This window comes from Pseudomonas sp. GW821-FHT09H03 (assembly GCF_059415945.1).
Genome location: NZ_JBWKOF010000009.1, coordinates 199,150 through 217,998, shown reverse-complemented (window position 1 = coordinate 217,998; position 18,849 = coordinate 199,150). Strand labels below are relative to the sequence as shown.

The window sequence follows — 18,849 nt, the reverse complement described above, 5'->3', positions numbered from 1 at the left end:
AAGTAGACAGAGGGCGCAAATGGCGCCCGAAAAAAATTCAGCGCCCCCAGCAGTCCTTGGTGGTCAGGCCATCCTTTGCGTTGACCATGCCACGGACTCCCGTGTTGGCCAGGGTGAAATCACCGCACTTGTCTTCGGCCATGCCAGTGCCCGGCTTGCGCACGGCTGTGAGCAGGAACGTCTGGTCGGTCAACGTCTGGGTAATCGTGTAATAGTCGTTGCCGGCGCTGAGACCTGGGGTATCGGTGTAGACATTCTTGCTCGAGTAGTTGCGCTCGAGGATCTGCGCCTGTTCCGAAAGCAGGCCGGCTACTTCTGTCCGGCGGCCCTTGTTCAGGTACTCGGTGAAGCTCGGGGCGGCTATGGTCATGACAATCCCGATGATCGCAATCACGATCATGATTTCGATCAGGGTAAAACCGCGGTTGAATCTATGCATGCCTCAACTCTCACTTACTGTATTTGTCGCCACATGATGCGACGGCTGCCGCCGGAATCATCCCCCGATGGCGGAATATCGCCATCAGCCTCGTGTCCGACTGCTGGCATACCATCGTCGGTGTCGCTGCGGGGCGGATTATCGCCGATGTAGACCACCCCGCTGGAAATCGCGTCGATGTTATCGACAACCCCATCTCCATTGCTGTCGAGTATCTTACCGCTGATAGCAGCAGGCAGCTTCAGGCAGATGGGCGTCAGCAATGATTTGTCCCGATAGAAGCCGTACCAGTAACCACCCGCCAGGCAGCGATTGCGGTCCAGGGCGGGCTCTTCTGGCGGCGCAAGCGCATAGGCCGCAGGCGACAGGCATAGCCCCAGAACCATTGCGCACAATCCTGACAAGCCCCCGGCCCGGCGTTCAATACTTCGCATATATACTCTCTACCACGCTGCGCGAATTGCCCGCGATGCCCACCGCCGTGACGCGGTACAAGGTTGCCGGGGTGTTGATCGGCACATTCACCGCAGTCCGGGTGGCACCCAGGTTTTGCACTGCGTAAAAGCCTGTTCCGGTAGCGACCCAGGTCACCCCCGAGCCAGGATTGTGGCCGCCAGCGGTGATAGTCGCCGACTCCGCGGGCGGCGCGCAGTGACTGGCGCCACTGCAAACAGGTAACGAATAGCTGTCCCGTTGCACCGTACTTTCGCCTACCCGCAATGCCGCTTCAGCGCCCTGAAATGAATGGTTGCGCAGAGCCACGCTGCCGGCCATTTTTTCCTGCAGGGTAGCGTTCTGCATGGATGAGATACCGATAAGCGTCAACATCAGCAGAAATACCAGGCTGACCAGAAGGGCCATGCCCCGCTGGGGATTCCTTGTCATGCATCTCCCCTCATGGCAACCGGTTGCGCAACGCGGCAACCACGTTGAAGGTTTGGCTGCTCACCCGTTGGTTCGGATCGAAAAGCGTCAGCGCAAGGCGAACGCTGCGTATTCGCGCGGGATCCGACGGATTTTCGCTGTAACTGGATGCGGCCAGGTCAGTATTGGAACTGGCGACACCGAAGCTCACGCTCAAAGCACTGACGTTGTTCACCAATACCTGCGGCGATTCCGTCCCGATACCCATCATCAATTGATTGTTGCTGAAACTGTAAACCAGCCGCCGGACCGGAAACGCCAGCTGTCCCGATCCAGGTGCCCGCGCGTTACTGTAGGCCGTCGCACTGTTCAAACAGTCGGATATAACGGTCCAGGTCGGCTTCCCGCCCTGGTTGCCAACATCCGCGGTCACCAGGGTCAGCGTCTGGCTGGCGTTATCCCACCTGATCGGCGTCGCCTGGCTGGCATTGAAGTTACCTTCCTCGCTAGCATCGGTAATCGCCCCCAGGCAGCCGAACATGCCGACCATGCGGATCTCCTGAATCATTTTGCTCAGCACAAAACGCGCGTCTTCCTGCATCTCGGCGGCAGCGTTCTGGCTGAGATAAGTGTTTTTGGCCGCAATAAACACCTGCACAACGCCCAGCACCACGACCAGGCTCAGTGCCAGGGCAATCAGCAACTCGATGAGGCCGAAGCCTTGGTTGTGACGGTTCATGGCGCCGCCACCGGGTCAACGGCAGTGCGGCTGGACAAGACATAACTGCGTCGCGAATCGGCCGCATTGGCTGCCCGCGAGTCGTCCCACTCAATGGTGATGGTGTACACCCGCTGGCTGAGGGTGATGCTGCCCGTGGCACTGGGGCCGCCGAAATTCACGATATTGGAATTGAAGTCGTACAGATCCTGGTCCCGGGCCACACCCGGATTGCCCGAGCTGGGTGGATTAACCGTGTAGTCAGCGGTGGAGTTGGCACGAATGCGGTCCAGCATGTCGTAGGCGATAAAACTGGCCTGGCTGGTCATGCGCGAGCTGTCGGTGTATTTCAACGCATTGAGCTGAAACGCCGCCGCACCCAGCAACCCGACTCCCAGGATCACCAACGCAACCAGTACTTCAATCAGCGTCATTCCTTCCTGTGTACGCTTGCTCCATGCTTTCATCCGCAACTTCCAGCCAATTCGATTCGTCCGTTCAAACACACACTCAACGTCCTGCTTTGTGTCCCCAATACATAGCTGATCACCACCGCCCTGGACGATGAAGACAGCCCGCCCAGATTGTTGAAATCGATCTCGGTCACTCCTGAGGTTAGCGTCAGCGTTGCACCGCTGCTCATCACCGGAACAACCCGCAACACATTGACCAAGGTGCCGCTAGCTTCATAAATCGTCAGCTCGCCGCTCCAGACGCCGCGACTGAACGTCGGACGAACCCGCGTCGTGGTGCCGCGATTGATCGCCTCGATACGGGCGAAATTCAGGCCTCGTTGCAGATCGCCGATTTCGGTATCCGCTCGGGCGATCTGCGCTGATCGACTGAACGCCGGGGCTGCCAGGGTGATCATGATCGACAGGATCGCGAGCGCGATCAGCAACTCGATCAGTGTGAAACCCTTTGTACGAAGATCCATCGTTGCCCTCGGTTACCTTCGGCTATACCTGCAGTTGCTCGCCAAAATAATGGGCGGGTGGAAGTCGGGTTTTCTCATTGCTTGCGCAAGGATCGCGCAGGCCAAGGCACGCCAGGGAGGCAGATGTCATGCATCAACGAGGATTCAGCCTGATCGAACTGCTCATGGGACTGACAATTGTCGGAATTGTTCTGCTTCTGGTCAGCCCGGCATACGCCACCCTCACGGCGTCGAGCTACCGGGAACAGGCTGCGCAGTCCCTGTTCAGTGGCATACGCACCGCCAGAACCGAAGCGGTTGTGCGCAACCAGGCAGTTGTGATTCACGCTATCAACGACGACTGGGGCCAAGGTTGGCGGATGATTCTGGATATTAGCGGCAAGGGGCATACGGACCGCGACAATCCGCTGCTGAGCGAACGCCAGAGTGCGGCACAAGTCCCCATTGCCGGCAACAGGCCGGTCAAAAGTTACGTACGGTTCAACGGGGCGGGCGTGCCGCGGTTTACCGGCGGCGGTTTTCAAGCGGGGACTTTGCACATTTGCGCTGCACGCGAACCGCTGAGTCAGTATCAGGTAGTACTGGCCCCAAGCGGCCGCGTCAGCCTGCGCAACGACAAGGCAGAACAGCCGTTATGCGCGGGAGGGACAAAGCCTTAGAGCAGCGTACGAACGCGTAACTCTTTAGGCATGGAAAAGGTGATGTTCTCCTCGCGCCCAGCCAGTTCGTCGGCACCGGTAGCGCCCCAGGCCTGCAACTGCTGGATCACCCCGCGCACCAGAACCTCCGGCGCTGATGCGCCAGCGGTGATGCCGATGCGCTCGACTCCGTCGAACCAGCTCTGCTGCAGGTCCTCCGCACCGTCGATCAGGTAGGCAGGCGTAGCCATGCGTTCGGCCAGTTCGCGCAGGCGATTGGAGTTGGAACTGTTCGGGCTGCCGACCACCAACACCACATCACACTCGTCCGCCAGTTGCTTGACCGCGTCCTGACGGTTCTGCGTGGCGTAGCAAATGTCGTCCTTGCGCGGACCACCAATGGCCGGGAAACGCGTACGCAGTGCGTCAATGACGCGGCTGGTATCGTCCATGGACAAGGTGGTCTGGGTCACGAATGCAAGTTTCTCCGGGTTGTTTACCTGCAGGTTGGCGACATCCTTCTCGTCTTCGACCAGATAGATTGCACCACCATTGCTGGCGTCATACTGCCCCATGGTGCCTTCGACTTCCGGGTGACCGGCGTGGCCGATCAGAATGCATTCACGGCCGTCACGGCTGTAGCGCGCAACCTCGATATGCACCTTGGTCACCAGCGGACACGTTGCGTCGAACACCTTCAGGCCACGGCCGGCTGCTTCGCTGCGCACCGCCTGGGAAACACCGTGGGCACTGAAGATCACGATGACGTCGTCCGGCACCTGATCCAGCTCCTCGACGAAGATCGCGCCACGGGAGCGCAGGTCTTCTACGACGAACTTGTTATGGACCACTTCGTGACGCACATAGATCGGCGGTCCGAAGACCTCCAGGGCGCGGTTGACGATTTCGATCGCACGGTCCACACCGGCGCAGAAGCCACGGGGGTTGGCGAGTTTGATTTGCATGCTGTGCCTCGTGTCTTGCGCGCGAAAAAAATAAAAACCACTGTGGGAGCGAGCTTGTTGTGGCGAGGGGGCTTGTCGGAATGCCGCACCACCTCGCTCGATTGCGCAGCAATCGTAAACCGAGTACTAAATTTTCACTCGATACTGTGGCACCCGGTATTTAGGGGCGCTTCGCACCCCAGCGGGGGCAAGCCCCCTCGCCACACAAGCCCGCTCCCACATTTGACCGTATTCGATCAGTTACAGCGCTTTGACGGAGATGATTTCCACGTCAAAGGTCAGTGTTTTGCCCGAAAGCGGATGGTTGAAGTCGACAGTCACTTGCGCGTCATCGAACTCTTTTACCACGCCCGGCAATTCAGTATTGGCCGCATCGTTGAAGATCACCAGCAGGCCTGGCGACAATTCCATGTCCTGGAACTGCGAACGTGGAATGATCTGTACGTTTTGCGGGTTAGGCTGGCCGAAGGCATTCTCCGGCTCGATGTTCAGCGTGCGCTTGTCACCGGCCTTGAAACCGAACAGCGCCACTTCGAAACCTGGCAACAGGCTGCCATCGCCGACCTTGAAGGTCGCCGGGGCTTTGTCGAAGGTGCTGTCCACCGTGTCGCCGTTTTCCAGGCGCAATGCGAAATGCAAGGTGACTTCCGTGTTCTGGCCAATACGTTGTTCAGCCAATACCTGTTCAGTCATGAACGGTTTCTCCGGTCTTTTTACTTTTGAACATATCCAGTGCCAGCATGACGGCACCTACAGTGATTGCACTGTCGGCAAAGTTGAACGCGGGGAAATACCAGCGATTCTGCCAATGCACCAGAATGAAATCGATCACATGGCCCAAGGCAATGCGGTCATACAGATTGCCCAGCGCGCCACCCAGCACCAGTGCCAGCGCTACCGCCAGCCAGGTCTCGTTGCGCCCCAGACGCTTGAGCCATACCACCAGCACTGCGCTCACGCCTATGGCGATCAGTGCAAACAGCCAGCGCTGCCAGCCGGAGCTGTCGGCCAGGAAGCTGAATGCTGCGCCGGTGTTGTAGGCCAGGGTCCAGCTGAAGTAATCAGGGATGATCACGATCTGCTGGAACATTTCGAGCCTGTCTTCGAAGTAGAACTTGCTGGCCTGGTCGATGACCAGTACCAGCAAACTCAACCAGAGCCAGCTCAGCCGTCCAAAACGGCCAACGGCATTAGGCATAGTGACGAACCTCGCCGGCGCCGCTGATGTTGTCGACGCAACGGCCGCAGATTTCCGGATGCTCCGGATTCACGCCGACGTCTTCACGGCAGTGCCAGCAACGGGCGCACTTGGCGAAGGCCGATTTGACGATCTGCAGCTTGAGGCCACTGACTTCGGTGGCCACCGCTTCGGCCGGCGCTTGCACCAATGGTGCAACGCTGGCGGTCGAGGTGATCAGAACGAAGCGCAACTCGTTGCTCAGCTTGGCCAGGTCGGCGCTCAGATCGTCTTCGGCGAACAGCGTCACTTCGGCTTGCAGGTTGCCACCGACGGCCTTGGCCGCGCGCTGGATTTCCATTTCTTTGTTGACTGCAACCTTCACTTCCATGATCCGGTCCCAGTAGGCGCGACCCAGCTCGAAGCCTTCCGGCAGCTCGGTCAGGCCTTCGTACCAGGTGTTGAGCATGACCGACTCGTTACGCTCGCCCGGCAGGTACTGCCACAGCTCGTCGGCGGTGAACGCCAGGATCGGCGCGATCCAGCGCACCAGCGCTTCGCTGATGTGGAACAGCGCGGTCTGGCACGAACGACGGGCCTTGCTGTCGGCGCCGGTGGTGTACTGGCGATCCTTGATGATGTCCAGGTAGAAACCACCCAGCTCCTGCACGCAGAAGTTGTGGATCTTCGAGTAGACGTTCCAGAAACGGTATTCGCCGTAGTGCTCCTGCAACTCGCGTTGCAGCAACAGGGTGCGATCCACCGCCCAACGGTCCAGCGCGAGCATTTCTTCAGCTGGCAGCAGGTCGGTGGCCGGGTTGAAACCGGTCAGGTTGGAGAGCAGGAAACGCGCGGTGTTACGGATACGCCGGTAGGCGTCCGCACTGCGTTGCAGGATCTGCTCGGAAACCGCAATCTCACCCGAATAGTCGGTGGAAGCGACCCACAGGCGCATGATGTCGGCGCCCAGGGTGTCGTTGACTTTCTGCGGTGCGATCACGTTGCCCAGGGATTTGGACATCTTGCGGCCGGACTCGTCGACGGTAAAACCGTGGGTCAGCAGCTCGCGATACGGCGCGTGGTTGTCGATGGCGCAACCGGTCAGCAGGGACGAATGGAACCAGCCACGGTGCTGGTCCGAACCTTCCAGGTACAGGTCGGCGCGTGGACCGCTTTCGTGGCCCATCGGGTGCGAACCGCGCAGGACGTGCCAGTGGGTGGTACCCGAGTCGAACCAGACGTCGAGGGTATCGCTGATCTTGTCGTACTGTGGCGCTTCATCGCCCAGCAGCTCGGTGGCGTCCAGCTTGAACCAGGCCTCGATGCCTTCGACTTCGACACGCTTGGCAACTTCTTCCATCAACTCGACGGTACGTGGGTGCAGCTCGCCGCTTTCCTTGTTCAGGAAGAACGGGATCGGCACACCCCAGTTGCGCTGACGGGAGATACACCAGTCAGGACGGTTGGCGATCATCGAGTGCAAGCGCGCCTGGCCCCAGGCCGGAACGAACTGGGTTTCTTCGATAGCCTTGAGCGAGCGTTGACGCAGGGTATCGCCCGTGGTTGGCTGCTTGTCCATGCCGATGAACCACTGCGCGGTGGCGCGGTAGATCAGCGGGGTCTTGTGGCGCCAGCAGTGCATGTAGCTGTGTTCGATGATGGTGGTGTGCAGCAGCGCACCCACTTCAGTCAGCTTGTCGACGATGGCCGGGTTGGCCTTCCAGATGAACTGGCCGCCGAAGAACTCCAGCGAGGTCGCGTACACGCCGTTGCTTTGTACCGGATTGAGGATGTCATCGTTGACCATGCCGTATTTCTTGCAGGTCACGAAGTCGTCCACGCCGTAGGCCGGAGCGGAGTGAACCACGCCAGTGCCTGCGCCCAGTTCAACGTAATCGGCCAGGTAAACTGGCGACAGACGGTCGTAGAACGGGTGACGGAAATTGATCAGTTCCAGGTCCGAACCGGTAGCGGTAGCGATCACCGAGCCTTCCAGCGAATAACGCGCCAGGCACGACTCGACCAGCTCTTCGGCCAGCACCAGCAGTTTGTCGCCAACGTCGACCAGGGCGTAGTTGAACTCCGGGTGAACGTTCAGCGCCTGGTTGGCCGGGATGGTCCACGGGGTGGTGGTCCAGATCACGATCGAAGCAGGCTTGCCCAGGGTCGGCAGACCAAAGGCGGCAGCCAGTTTGGCTTCGTCGGCAATCGGGAACGCCACGTCGATGGTCGAGGACTTCTTGTTCTCGTACTCGACTTCCGCTTCAGCCAGGGCCGAACCGCAGTCAAAGCACCAGTTCACCGGCTTGAGGCCCTTGAACACGAAACCGCCCTTGACGATCTCGGCCAGGGCACGGATTTCACCGGCCTCGTTCTTGAAGTCCATGGTCTTGTACGGGTTGGCGAAGTCACCCAGCACGCCCAGACGGATGAATTCGGATTTCTGCCCTTCGATCTGCTCGGTGGCGTACGCCCGGCACAGCTCGCGGGTCTTGTCCGCGCCCAGGTTCTTGCCGTGGGTCACTTCGACTTTGTGCTCGATCGGCAGACCGTGGCAGTCCCAGCCCGGAACATACGGCGCGTCGAAGCCCGACAGGGTCTTCGAGCGGATGATCATGTCCTTGAGAATCTTGTTCAGTGCGTGACCGATGTGGATCGTGCCGTTGGCGTACGGAGGGCCGTCGTGCAGGACGAACTTCGGACGATCCTTGCCAATCTCGCGCAACTTTCCGTACAGGCCAATACTGTCCCAGCGCTGCAGAATCTGCGGTTCGCGCTGTGGCAGGCCGGCCTTCATTGGGAAGGCGGTGTCCGGAAGGTTTAGCGTGGCTTTATAGTCGGTCATTTAAGGCTCTTCATTAGCGATGGGCGCTAGGTGCGGCTAGTGCACGGGCGGCGGCGACATCCGCGTTGATCGCCGTTTTCAGCGCCTCCAGAGAGGCGAAACGCTGCTCTTCACGCAGCTTGTGGTGGAAAACCACCGTTAAACGCCGGTCGTACAGATCGCCGGCAAAATCTAAAAGATGCACTTCGAGGTGGGCTTTGCCATCACCTTGGACCGTGGGCCGCACGCCAATATTGGCGACGCCGGGCCAGGTCCTACCGTCGATCTCGACGTCGACCAGGTACACCCCGGTGAACGGCACGCGACGGCGCTTGAGTTGTATGTTGGCGGTGGGCGTACCCAACTGCCGTGCGAGCTTCTGCCCATGCAACACCCGCCCGGCGATCCGGTACGGCCGCCCCAGCAGGCGTTCGGCCAGGGCGAAATCAGCGGCGGCCAGGGCATTGCGGACCTGGGTGCTGCTGACGCGAATACCGTCGAGCTCGACGGTTTGCGCCGCTTCGACGGTAAACCCCTGAAGTACGCCGGCCTGTTGCAGGAAATCGAAATCCCCCACGCGATCACAGCCGAAACGGAAGTCGTCACCGACCTCCAGGTGCTGCACACCGAGGCCATCAACCAGGATGGTGTCGACGAATTCGCTGGCGCTGAGTTTGCTCAGGCGCTGGTTGAACGCCAGGCACAGCACACGGTCGACACCTTCGCCAGCCAACAGCTGCAGCTTGTCCCGCAAGCGGGCCAGACGGGCAGGCGCGGTATCCGGGGCAAAAAACTCGCGCGGTTGCGGTTCGAAAATCACCACGCAACTGGGCACGCCCAACTCGAGCGCACGCTCACGCAGCCGCGCCAGGATAGCCTGGTGGCCACGGTGTACACCGTCAAAGTTGCCAATAGTGGCGACACAGCCCCGATGCTGGGGGCGCAGATTGTGGAGGCCTCGAACCAGCTGCATAACGCGCTTCTTGCTCATAAAGTGGTCGATTATAACCACACCCGGCGGCCGACGACAGGCAACACCGTAACCCAAAGTGATCGAGCCGACAAAACCGCCGGCCCGCCCATGTTTATCGAGGCCTGAACCTCAGCTCAGCGCCTTGCGATTGAAGTCGCGCAGACGGAAGCCCATCAACACTAACATGCCGAAATAACTCACCACACCCGCAGCCACCAACGCTCCCAGACGCAGGAACCGCTCAAGCATATGCCCTTGGTCCCAAGCCGGCATGAAATGCATCGCGCCGAGCAGGACCGCTGACATTACCGCCACCGCAACCAGCAGCTTGAGGCCGAACTTCGCCCAGCCCGGTTGCGGCTGGTACATCTGCTGCTTGCGCAGCTGGTAGAACAGCAGCCCCGCGTTAAGGCAGGCACCGGCACTGATCGCGAGCGCAAGGCCAGCATGGGCCAGCGGGCCGATCAGCATCAGGTTGAACAGCTGGGTGACGACCAGGGTAAAGATCGCAATTTTTACCGGCGTACGGATGTTTTGTTGCGCATAAAAGCCTGGGGCCAGCACCTTGATCACAATAATCCCGAGCAAACCGACGGAATAAGCGATCAACGCACGCTGGGTCATGGAGGCATCAAAGGCATTGAACTGGCCGTACTGGAACAGCGAAACGGTCAGCGGCTCCGCGAGAATCCCCAGGGCCAGCGAGCATGGCAGTACCAATACAAAGCACAGGCGCAAGCCCCAGTCGAGGATGCGCGAGTACTCATGGCGGTCCTTGCTGGCGTAGGTCTTGGCCAGGGTTGGCAGCAGAATCGTACCCAACGCCACGCCCAACACACCGGATGGCAATTCCATCAAGCGGTCGGCGTAATACATCCAGGACACGGAGCCGGCGACCAGAAACGAAGCAAAAATCGTGTTGATGATCAGTGAGATCTGGCTCACCGATACCCCGAGAATCGCCGGCAACATCTGTTTCATTACCCGCCAGACCCCGGTATCGCGCAGGTTCAGGCGCGGCAATACCAGCATGCCGATCTTTTTCAGGTGCGGCAGCTGATAAAGCAATTGCGCCAGACCACCCACCAACACCGCCCAGCCGAGCGCCATTACCGGTGGATCGAAGTAAGGCGTCAGGAACAGTGCAAAGATGATCATGCTGACGTTGAGCAAGGTTGGCACGAACGCCGGCACAGAAAAGCGGTTCCAGGTGTTGAGGATCGCGCCGGCCAGCGAAGACAGGGAAATCAGCAAGATATAGGGGAAGGTCACCCGCAGCAGACTGGTAGTCAGTTCGAATTTTTCCGGTGTGTCGGTGAATCCCGGCGCTGTGACCCAGATGACCCAGGGTGCGGCGATCATGCCCAGCGCCGTGACCAGCGCCAGCACCAGTGTCAGCAGGCCCGAGACGTAGGCAATGAAGGTTCGCGTGGCCTCATCGCCCTGCTGGCTTTTGTATTCGGCCAGAATCGGCACAAATGCCTGGGAAAATGCCCCTTCAGCGAAGATTCGCCTCAGCAGATTGGGCAATTTGAAGGCGATAAAGAAGGCGTCGGTCGCCATTCCCGCGCCAAATGTGCGCGCAATGAGGGTGTCACGAACAAACCCCAAAATCCGGGAAAGCATCGTGATAGAGCTGACGGCGGCCAACGATTTGAGCAGATTCATTGAAAGAGTTTGTGCCTGTCGATAAACAGCAGGCGAACTGGGCGCCTACTTATGCGATACTCCGCGCCGCAACAGCACAGAGCCAAAGCTCGCGAGTTTACAGGTCGCACGCCGGAAAGAAATATCCATGGCCACCGACCCCATGAAAACGTCACGAGCGAAGGCAAGACAAGGCGAAAACAGGCGAGAAAGCGGAGTTGACCGCGGTCAATGAGCATTCCGAGCCTGTTTTCAACGCAGTATTGTCGAGCGCAGTAGTTTTCATGGGGTCGGGACCTACCACTTAGCGGAACGTCTCCTCCGCCCTTGACAAGACCTCAACTCATCGGCATGATTCGCGGCCTATTTTGTTTGCTATTTCCTAAAAAGTCTTTCGAGGAGCTCGACGGTGGCCAACTCACCTTCCGCCAAAAAACGTGCAAAACAGGCTGAGAAGCGTCGCAGCCACAACGCCAGCCTGCGTTCCATGGTTCGTACCTACATCAAGAATGTAGTTAAGGCCATCGACGCAAAAGACGCTGAAAAAGCTCAAGCTGCTTACGTTCTGGCTGTGCCAGTTATCGACCGTATGGCCGATAAAGGCATCATCCACAAGAACAAGGCTGCTCGTCATAAGAGCCGTCTGAATGGCCACGTTAAGGCCTTGAGCGTTGCCGCTGCTGCCTAAGCGACGCGTTCATTAAAAAACCGACCTCAGGGTCGGTTTTTTATTGCCTGCGATTAAGGAGCCAGCCACAAAAACTCTGCATGCAGGCTTTTGTGGCTAGGGGGCTTGCCCCCGCTGGACTACGGAGCAGGCCTACTTTGGGGCTGTCTTGGGGCTGCTTCGCAACCCAACGGGGGGAAGCCCCCTCGCCACACAAGCCCCCTCATAACACAGCAGCTCACAATTCAACTTTCGCGAATCTATTGAGCGTGCGCCCACGGCAAAATCGGAATCGCCGTCACCGCATTCTGCGGACTGCCCTCGATCAAACGATCGCTGTACACCAGATACACCAGTGTATTGCGCTTCTTGTCGAGGAATCGCACCACCTGCATGGTCTTGAAGACCAGCGACGTGCGCTCCTTGAACACCTCGTCACCATCCTTCAATTCCCCCTTGAAGCTGATAGGCCCGACCTGGCGACACGCAATGGACGCCTCGGCACGATCCTCGGCCAGCCCAAGCCCACCCTTCACGCCACCGGTCTTGGCGCGCGACAGGTAGCAAGTCACACCGTCCACCTTGGGGTCATCAAACGCCTCGACGACGATCCGGTCATTCGGCCCGACGAACTTGAACACCGTCGACACCTGACCAATCTCCTCAGCGGAGGCCAGCAGAGGCATCGCCAACAGCAAGCCCAACAATCCTTTTGCCACGCGCATTCAATATTCCTTTCAGACCAGAATCAGGTTATCGCGATGAATCAGCTCGGGCTCCGCCATATAGCCCAGCAGGCCGACTATCGCCTCAGACGACTGACCGATGATTTTTTGCGCTTCCAGCGCACTGTAGTTCGCCAGCCCACGGGCAATTTCCCGACCGTCCGGCGCAACACACACCACCATTTCACCTCGGCGGAAACTGCCCTGGACCAGCTTGACCCCGACCGGCAACAAACTCTTGTTACCTTGGGACAATGCCGTCACCGCACCCGCATCCAGCACCAGGGTGCCACGGGTCTGCAGATGCCCGGCCAGCCATTGCTTGCGCGCAGCCAGCATGCCGCGCTCCGGCGACAGCAGGGTGCCGATGCGCTCGCCCGCCTTGAGGCGATCCAGCACGCGCTCAAGGCGCCCACCCACAATGATCGTATGCGCACCGGAACGGGCTGCCAGACGCGCAGCACGCAACTTGGTCTGCATACCGCCACGCCCCAGCGCACCACCCGTACCACCCGCCACCGCATCAAGCGCCGGATCATCGGCACGCGCTTCGTAAATCAGCTGGGCATCCGGGTTATTGCGCGGATCAGCATCGAACATGCCATCACGATCCGTGAGGATCACCAGCAAGTCAGCCTCGACCAGGTTGGCAACCAGCGCCGCAAGCGTATCGTTGTCGCCGAAACGGATTTCATCGGTGACCACAGTGTCATTCTCGTTGATCACCGGAATCACTTTCAGCTCAACCAGCGCGCGCAAGGTGCTGCGAGCGTTCAGGTAGCGCTTGCGGTCGGACAGGTCATCGTGGGTCAGGAGAATCTGCGCAGTGTGCCGACCATGCTCGGCAAAGCTCGATTCCCAGGCCTGCACCAAGCCCATCTGACCAATAGCTGCAGCGGCCTGAAGCTCGTGCATCGCACTGGGTCGAGCGGTCCAGCCCAGACGGCTCATGCCGGCCGCCACCGCCCCGGAGGACACAAGCACCAGCTCGACACCCGCCTCATGCAAGGCCACCATTTGTTCAACCCAGACACCCATTGCCGCGCGATCCAGGCCCTTGCCGTCCGCCGTCAGCAAAGCGCTGCCGATCTTCACGACCCAACGCTGCGCACCTGTCACCTTGCTCCGCATCATCTTCAACCTTAGCTTGAGGGCAGCGCGACGTGGCACCGCCCGTGACGTTATTCGTGGTTATTCGTGACCAACAATCGATTTCCAGATACTAAAACGCCGCTCGATTGAGCGGCGCTTCAGTTTATCGCAACGAATCAGTCACGCACGTAAATGATTTCCGGACCGTCTTCGTCATCCACATCTTCTTCGTCCCAATCATCGTCACCGATGTCATGGACCGACTTCACGCCACTGCGACGCAGGGCACGCTTGTCATCCAGCGCCTGCAGTTGCGCGCGAGCTTCGTCTTCGATGCGCTGATCGAGATCGGCCAGCTCTTCCTTGTAAGCCGGGTCAGCGGCCAGGCGATCAGCACGATCTTCCATGTAACGCATGATGTCGTGACACAGACGCTCGGTACCGAGCTTGGAGATGGCCGAAATCACATAGACCGGACCTGTCCACTCCAGGCGATCAACGATCTCCTTGACGCGAGCTTCGTGCTCTTCTTCAAGGATCTGATCGCACTTGTTCAGGACCAGCCAGCGATCACGCTCCGCCAGGGACGGGCTGAACTTGATCAGCTCATTGACGATCACTTCAGCGGCATCCGGTGCGCTGGCATCATCCAGCGGCGCCATGTCCACGAGGTGTAGCAGCAGACGGGTACGCGCCAAGTGCTTGAGGAAGCGAATGCCCAGACCAGCGCCATCGGAGGCACCCTCGATCAGACCTGGAATGTCCGCAACCACGAAGCTTTTCCAGCGATCGACACTGACCACACCCAGGTTTGGCACCAGAGTAGTGAACGGATAGTCGGCAACTTTCGGCTTGGCGGCCGATACGGAGCGGATAAAGGTACTTTTGCCAGCGTTCGGCAAACCCAGCAGGCCCACATCCGCCAGCACCTTCATTTCCAGCTTGAGGTCACGCTGCTCGCCCGGCTTGCCCGGCGTGGTCTGGCGTGGCGCACGGTTGGTACTGGATTTGAAACGGGTGTTGCCCAGACCGTGCCAGCCGCCCTGCACTACCATCAACTTCTGACCGGCCTTGGTCAGGTCGCCGATAACTTCCTGAGTCGCGGAGTCGATCACCGTGGTGCCGACCGGAACGCGCAGGATCAGGTCTTCACCCTTCTTGCCGGTGCAGTCAGTGCTGCCGCCGTTGGAGCCACGCTCGGCATCGAAGTGCCGGGTGTAACGGTAGTCCACCAGGGTGTTGAGGTTTTCGTCGGCCATCATGTAGATGGAACCGCCGTCACCGCCATCACCGCCGTTCGGGCCACCGTTCTCGATAAATTTTTCCCGACGGAAACTCATGGCGCCATTGCCACCGTCGCCAGCCTTTACTCGAATCGATACTTCATCAACAAACTTCATAACAAACGCCTCTCGCCATACGGACGAGCCGAAAAACAATCAAGACATAAGACTCTTGCAAAAATGAGCGCAGCGACCCCAAACCACGATACCTACATCGTACGCCAACAGCCCATACAAACAGCTTTGCAAGAGACTCACCCCACAAACGAAAAAGCCCCGTCGCGAGACAGGGCTTTTCCAGCGATCGCGCGATTAAGCCGCGACTACGCTCACGTAACGACGACCGAAGGCGCCCTTTACTTCGAACTTGATCACGCCTTCGACTTTAGCGAAGAGGGTGTGATCTTTACCCATGCCAACGCCGTAGCCAGCGTGGAATTGGGTGCCGCGCTGACGCACGATGATGTTGCCTGCTTTGATAGCCTGGCCGCCATACATCTTCACGCCAAGGCGTTTGGCTTCTGAGTCGCGACCGTTACGGGTACTACCACCAGCTTTTTTGTGTGCCATGAGTTCAATTCTCCTAGTGAGGAATTAGGCTGTAATTAAGCCTGAATACCGGTGATTTTGATCTCGGTGTACCACTGGCGGTGGCCCATACGCTTCATGTGGTGCTTACGACGACGGAACTTGATGATGCGGACTTTATCGTGACGACCTTGGGAGATCACTTCAGCCACAACGGTAGCGCCAGCAACAACTGGAGCGCCGATATTCACGTCGTCGCCATTGGCAACCAACAGAACGCGATCAAAGGTAACGGATTCGCCGGTAGCGACTTCCAGTTTTTCGATCTTCAGGTATTCACCCGGGGCGACTTTGTACTGCTTGCCGCCAGTAACGATTACTGCATAAGACATGGTATTTCTCCGATAATCCTGCTCACCCAGCTCTTTATAAGAAGAGGTATTGGCTGGCATGGCTGCATGGGCTGGAAGGCCCGATTGCAATTGCGTAAGGCAGGTGCTGCCCAGGAAGTTCAGGGTGCGCGATTGTACGCAAGGCACGAGCGCCTTGCAAGTGGCCGTCCATCGCGCCTTGACACCTGCAGGCGTGGGTCCTAGCATGCCGCGCAACCCTTCTGGAGCAACTGTCTCTGATGCAACCCCAAGCTTTCTACCGCGCGGTGTCGGACGATTTTATCGCCGTCGACGGCATCATCAAGAAGCAGCTGACTTCCCGAGTGCCGCTGGTATCGAAAATCGGCGACTACATTACTTCGGCCGGCGGTAAACGCCTGCGTCCTTTATTGGTGCTGCTGTGCGGCAAAGCCCTGGGTCGCGAAGGCGATGAGCTGCGTCTGCTGGCCGCGACCATCGAGTTCCTGCACACCGCGACCCTGTTGCATGACGACGTGGTCGACATGTCCGGCATGCGCCGTGGCCGCTCGACCGCCAATGCCATGTGGGGCAACGCCCCCAGCGTGCTGGTGGGCGACTTCCTGTATTCGCGCTCCTTTGAAATGATGGTCGAACTGGGTTCCATGCCCGTCATGAAGATCCTTTCGCAAGCGACGCGCATCATCGCCGAGGGCGAAGTGTTGCAGCTGTCGAAGGTCCGTGACGCCAGCACCACCGAAGAAACCTACATGGAAGTCATCCGCGGCAAAACCGCGATGCTCTTCGAAGCCTCGACCCACAGTGCTGCCGCCCTGTGCGAAGCCACACCGGAACAGGCTGAAGCCCTGCGCACCTTTGGCGACCACCTTGGCGTGGCGTTCCAGCTGGTCGACGACCTGCTCGATTACAAAGGCGACGCGCAAACCCTGGGCAAGAACGTCGGTGACGACCTGGCCGAAGGCAAGCCTACCCTGCCGCTGATCTACACCATGCGTGAAGGTACGCCGGAGCAGGCCGCCCTGGTGCGCAAGGCGATCCAGAAAGGCGGCATCGAAGACCTGGAAAGCATCCGCGAAGCCGTGGAAGCTTCGGGCTCGCTGGAGTACACCGCGCAACTGGCCCGCGATTACGTCGCCCGTGCGATCAAATGCCTCGATGCGCTGCCAGCCAGTGAATATCGCGATGCGCTGGTCGAGTTGAGCGAGTTTGCGGTCGCCCGTACGCACTAAAGCGCTTTTCTGTAGGAGCGAGCACGCTCGCGATGGACGTTAACGAAAACGCGGGCATTCAGATTTCCCGCGTCGTCGTTGGCGCCCATCGCGAGCGTGCTCGCTCCTACAGGGTTAGCCACCCCCTGAAAAAACCCTATATAATGTGCGCTTTTAGCGATCCTGAATCCAAGGAGCCTTAGTGAGCACGTTGCCACCCTGCCCGAAATGCAATTCCGAATACACCTATGAAGACGGCGCCCAGCTGATCTGCCCGGAGTGCGCCCACGAGTGGTCCGCTGGCGGTGAAGCCGAAGCAGTGTCCGCCGAGGCGGTGAAAAAGGATTCGGTGGGCAATGTCCTGCAGGACGGTGACACCATCACCGTGATCAAGGACCTCAAGGTCAAGGGTACGTCCCTGGTGGTCAAGGTCGGCACCAAGGTCAAGAACATCCGCCTGTGCGATGGCGATCATGACATCGACTGCAAGATCGACGGCATCGGCCCGATGAAGCTCAAATCAGAGTTCGTCAGGAAGGTCTGAGCCTGCCCATTCCATCCCGTGCCAGGCGCGGGATGCGTATCACCTTCCTCGCACTCTCCTCTGGCAACCCCGCTTGGTAGCCAAACGCCAGTCGTTTTGACCTCGCGCAATCTTCACCCGGAAAAAAGCTCAAACCGCCAATAGGCTCTTGCTATTTTACGAATAAGAATTATTCTCATTGGGACCTTCAATGGAGATGAGACCATGACTTATTTGATCGACGCCTGGCTGGATCGCCCACACCCTTACCTCAGAATCCTGCATCGGGAAACCGGGGAAGTCTGTGCAGTGCTGGAAGAGGAAGCCTTGAACGAACTGCAGGATCAGGGTGATCTGGACCTCAACGGCTTGAGTTCCTGTGAGCCGGTGGTACTCAAGGAACTGGTGCGCAATCTGTTTCTGTTCTGCTATGCCCGGGCATTGCGCCCGACGCATGATTTACACCACAAGATCGAAATATGATGCAGCGCAAAAAACTGTGGGAGCCAGCCCTGCTGGCGATTGCGGTCTGACAGTCGACATTGCTGCTGACTGAAACACCGCCATCGCGAGCAGGCTCGCTCCCACATTAGCCCGAGGTCATATCGGGCCAGGCATTACAGAACGTCGAGCAGCTCGACGTCGAACACCAGAACGCTGTGCGGCGGGATGCCGCCAACGCCTTGAGCGCCGTAAGCCAGTTCGCTTGGCACGTACAGGCGCCACTTGCTACCGGCATTCATCAGTTGCAGTGCTTCGGTCCAGCCGGCGATCACGCCGCCAACCGGGAATTCTGCAGGCTCGCCGCGCTCGTAGGAGCTATCGAAAACAGTGCCGTCGATCAGGGTGCCGTGGTAGTGGGTACGCACGGTGTCTTCACGGGATGGCTTGGTGCCTTCGCCAGCAGTCAGAACTTCGAACTGCAGGCCGGATTCCAGAGTGGTAATACCGTCACGCTTGGCGTTTTCAGCCAGGAAAGCCAGACCGGCACCAGCGGCCGCTTCAGCCTTGGCTGCAGCTTCGGCCTGCATGATTTCGCGGATCACCTTGAAGCTTGCAGACATTTCTTCCTGGCCGACACGGCTTGGCTTGCCGGCGAAAGCGTCGGTCAGACCCGCCAGGATCGCGTCCAGGCTGACGCCCGGTGGCGGGTTGTCGCGCAGCTGGTCGCCCAGCTGACGGCCGATACCGTAGCTGACGCGGGTTTCGTCGGTGGACAGATTTACTTCGGACATGACACTGCTCCGCTGTGCGGACGGCCCGGAACTAG

General features: G+C 59.1%; 22 protein-coding genes and 1 pseudogene. 5 read left to right on the top strand and 18 right to left on the bottom strand.

Features of this window, described 5'->3' with window-relative positions; genetic code table 11:
• Window positions 1-37: 37 nt before the first annotated feature.
• Genes AC07OG_RS15365 through AC07OG_RS15340 form a run of 6 tightly spaced genes read right to left on the bottom strand, consistent with a single transcriptional unit; the run spans window position 38 to window position 2,958 of the window.
• Window positions 38-439, bottom strand: a complete 402-nt coding sequence (locus AC07OG_RS15365; RefSeq protein ID WP_060543351.1) for a type IV pilin protein — start codon at window positions 437-439, stop codon at window positions 38-40.
• A 14-nt stretch (window positions 440-453) separates the two neighbouring features.
• Entirely contained in the window at window positions 454-825 is a 372-nt protein-coding gene (locus AC07OG_RS15360) for a hypothetical protein (RefSeq protein ID WP_256352824.1), read from the bottom strand.
• A 34-nt stretch (window positions 826-859) separates the two neighbouring features.
• Window positions 860-1,324: a pilus assembly PilX family protein gene (locus tag AC07OG_RS15355; protein WP_218425727.1), complete on the bottom strand. Its 465-nt coding sequence runs from the start codon at window positions 1,322-1,324 to the stop codon at window positions 860-862.
• 10 nt (window positions 1,325-1,334) lie between these two features.
• Window positions 1,335-2,042: a prepilin-type N-terminal cleavage/methylation domain-containing protein gene (locus AC07OG_RS15350; protein ID WP_495067399.1), complete on the bottom strand. Its 708-nt coding sequence runs from the start codon at window positions 2,040-2,042 to the stop codon at window positions 1,335-1,337.
• Window positions 2,039-2,488 carry a type IV pilus modification protein PilV gene (pilV, locus tag AC07OG_RS15345; protein WP_060543347.1) on the bottom strand — a complete coding sequence of 150 codons (450 nt, stop codon included), beginning with the start codon at window positions 2,486-2,488 and terminating at the stop codon, window positions 2,039-2,041. Before pilV ends, AC07OG_RS15350 begins: the two co-directional genes overlap by 4 nt.
• Window positions 2,485-2,958 (bottom strand): GspH/FimT family pseudopilin, encoded by a 474-nt coding sequence (locus AC07OG_RS15340; protein ID WP_495067398.1) that lies wholly within the window; start codon window positions 2,956-2,958, stop codon window positions 2,485-2,487. The genes pilV and AC07OG_RS15340 overlap by 4 nt, the downstream gene beginning before the upstream one ends.
• A gap of 128 nt (window positions 2,959-3,086) precedes the next feature.
• Between AC07OG_RS15340 and AC07OG_RS15335 the strand changes: the two are divergent.
• Window positions 3,087-3,645, top strand: a pseudogene (locus tag AC07OG_RS15335) (GspH/FimT family pseudopilin).
• On the opposite strand, the gene ispH reads toward AC07OG_RS15335, so the two are convergent.
• From ispH to murJ, 6 genes are all read right to left on the bottom strand, one after another.
• Complete coding sequence (gene ispH, locus AC07OG_RS15330) at window positions 3,614-4,561, bottom strand: 4-hydroxy-3-methylbut-2-enyl diphosphate reductase (RefSeq protein ID WP_060543344.1); 948 nt, start codon at window positions 4,559-4,561, stop codon at window positions 3,614-3,616. The pseudogene AC07OG_RS15335 and the gene ispH sit on opposite strands and share 32 nt — an antisense overlap.
• Window positions 4,562-4,801: 240 nt before the next feature.
• Entirely contained in the window at window positions 4,802-5,239 is a 438-nt protein-coding gene (fkpB, locus tag AC07OG_RS15325) for an FKBP-type peptidyl-prolyl cis-trans isomerase (protein WP_177336994.1), read from the bottom strand.
• 7 nt (window positions 5,240-5,246) lie between these two features.
• Window positions 5,247-5,759 (bottom strand): signal peptidase II, encoded by a 513-nt coding sequence (lspA, locus tag AC07OG_RS15320; RefSeq protein WP_218425732.1) that lies wholly within the window; start codon window positions 5,757-5,759, stop codon window positions 5,247-5,249.
• Window positions 5,752-8,583, bottom strand: coding sequence for an isoleucine--tRNA ligase (gene ileS / locus AC07OG_RS15315; protein ID WP_060543341.1), 2,832 nt, complete (start codon window positions 8,581-8,583; stop codon window positions 5,752-5,754). The genes lspA and ileS overlap by 8 nt, the downstream gene beginning before the upstream one ends.
• A 13-nt stretch (window positions 8,584-8,596) precedes the next feature.
• The gene (gene ribF / locus AC07OG_RS15310) at window positions 8,597-9,535 is read right to left on the bottom strand and encodes a bifunctional riboflavin kinase/FAD synthetase (RefSeq protein ID WP_060543340.1); all 939 of its coding nucleotides are present in this window, start codon (window positions 9,533-9,535) and stop codon (window positions 8,597-8,599) included.
• 129 nt (window positions 9,536-9,664) lie between these two features.
• On the bottom strand, window positions 9,665-11,203 hold the full coding sequence (gene murJ / locus AC07OG_RS15305) for a murein biosynthesis integral membrane protein MurJ (RefSeq protein ID WP_060543339.1): 1,539 nt from the start codon (window positions 11,201-11,203) through the stop codon (window positions 9,665-9,667).
• A gap of 388 nt (window positions 11,204-11,591) precedes the next feature.
• Here murJ and rpsT point away from each other — a divergent pair, with 388 nt between their 5' ends.
• Window positions 11,592-11,870 (top strand): 30S ribosomal protein S20, encoded by a 279-nt coding sequence (rpsT, locus tag AC07OG_RS15300; RefSeq protein ID WP_060543338.1) that lies wholly within the window; start codon window positions 11,592-11,594, stop codon window positions 11,868-11,870.
• Window positions 11,871-12,109: 239 nt separating this feature from the next.
• On the opposite strand, the gene AC07OG_RS15295 is transcribed toward rpsT, so the two are convergent.
• The 5 genes from AC07OG_RS15295 to rplU all read right to left on the bottom strand — a co-directional run bounded on the left by AC07OG_RS15295 (window position 12,110) and on the right by rplU (window position 15,869).
• Window positions 12,110-12,574 carry a CreA family protein gene (locus AC07OG_RS15295; RefSeq protein WP_008022496.1) on the bottom strand — a complete coding sequence of 155 codons (465 nt, stop codon included), beginning with the start codon at window positions 12,572-12,574 and terminating at the stop codon, window positions 12,110-12,112.
• A 12-nt stretch (window positions 12,575-12,586) separates the two neighbouring features.
• A complete protein-coding gene (gene proB, locus AC07OG_RS15290) occupies window positions 12,587-13,705 on the bottom strand; it encodes a glutamate 5-kinase (RefSeq protein ID WP_060543337.1) in 1,119 nt (372 codons plus the stop codon).
• 137 nt (window positions 13,706-13,842) lie between these two features.
• Window positions 13,843-15,066 (bottom strand): Obg family GTPase CgtA, encoded by a 1,224-nt coding sequence (gene cgtA, locus AC07OG_RS15285; RefSeq protein WP_060543336.1) that lies wholly within the window; start codon window positions 15,064-15,066, stop codon window positions 13,843-13,845.
• A 195-nt stretch (window positions 15,067-15,261) separates the two neighbouring features.
• Entirely contained in the window at window positions 15,262-15,519 is a 258-nt protein-coding gene (rpmA, locus tag AC07OG_RS15280; protein ID WP_003281574.1) for a 50S ribosomal protein L27, read from the bottom strand.
• Window positions 15,520-15,554: 35 nt separating this feature from the next.
• Complete coding sequence (gene rplU / locus AC07OG_RS15275; protein ID WP_007950961.1) at window positions 15,555-15,869, bottom strand: 50S ribosomal protein L21; 315 nt, start codon at window positions 15,867-15,869, stop codon at window positions 15,555-15,557.
• Between the two features lie 239 nt (window positions 15,870-16,108).
• On the opposite strand from rplU, the gene AC07OG_RS15270 reads away from it, so the two are divergent.
• From AC07OG_RS15270 to AC07OG_RS15260, 3 genes are all read left to right on the top strand, one after another.
• Window positions 16,109-17,077 carry a polyprenyl synthetase family protein gene (locus tag AC07OG_RS15270; protein ID WP_060543335.1) on the top strand — a complete coding sequence of 323 codons (969 nt, stop codon included), beginning with the start codon at window positions 16,109-16,111 and terminating at the stop codon, window positions 17,075-17,077.
• Window positions 17,078-17,258: 181 nt separating this feature from the next.
• Window positions 17,259-17,600: a zinc ribbon domain-containing protein YjdM gene (locus AC07OG_RS15265; RefSeq protein ID WP_495067397.1), complete on the top strand. Its 342-nt coding sequence runs from the start codon at window positions 17,259-17,261 to the stop codon at window positions 17,598-17,600.
• 204 nt (window positions 17,601-17,804) lie between these two features.
• Window positions 17,805-18,062 carry a PA4570 family protein gene (locus AC07OG_RS15260; RefSeq protein ID WP_060543333.1) on the top strand — a complete coding sequence of 86 codons (258 nt, stop codon included), beginning with the start codon at window positions 17,805-17,807 and terminating at the stop codon, window positions 18,060-18,062.
• Window positions 18,063-18,196: 134 nt separating this feature from the next.
• Here AC07OG_RS15260 and bamJ read toward each other — a convergent pair whose 3' ends face one another.
• Entirely contained in the window at window positions 18,197-18,814 is a 618-nt protein-coding gene (bamJ, locus tag AC07OG_RS15255; RefSeq protein WP_060543332.1) for a BamJ family beta-barrel-assembly machinery protein, read from the bottom strand.
• Between the last annotated feature and the right edge of the window lie 35 nt (window positions 18,815-18,849).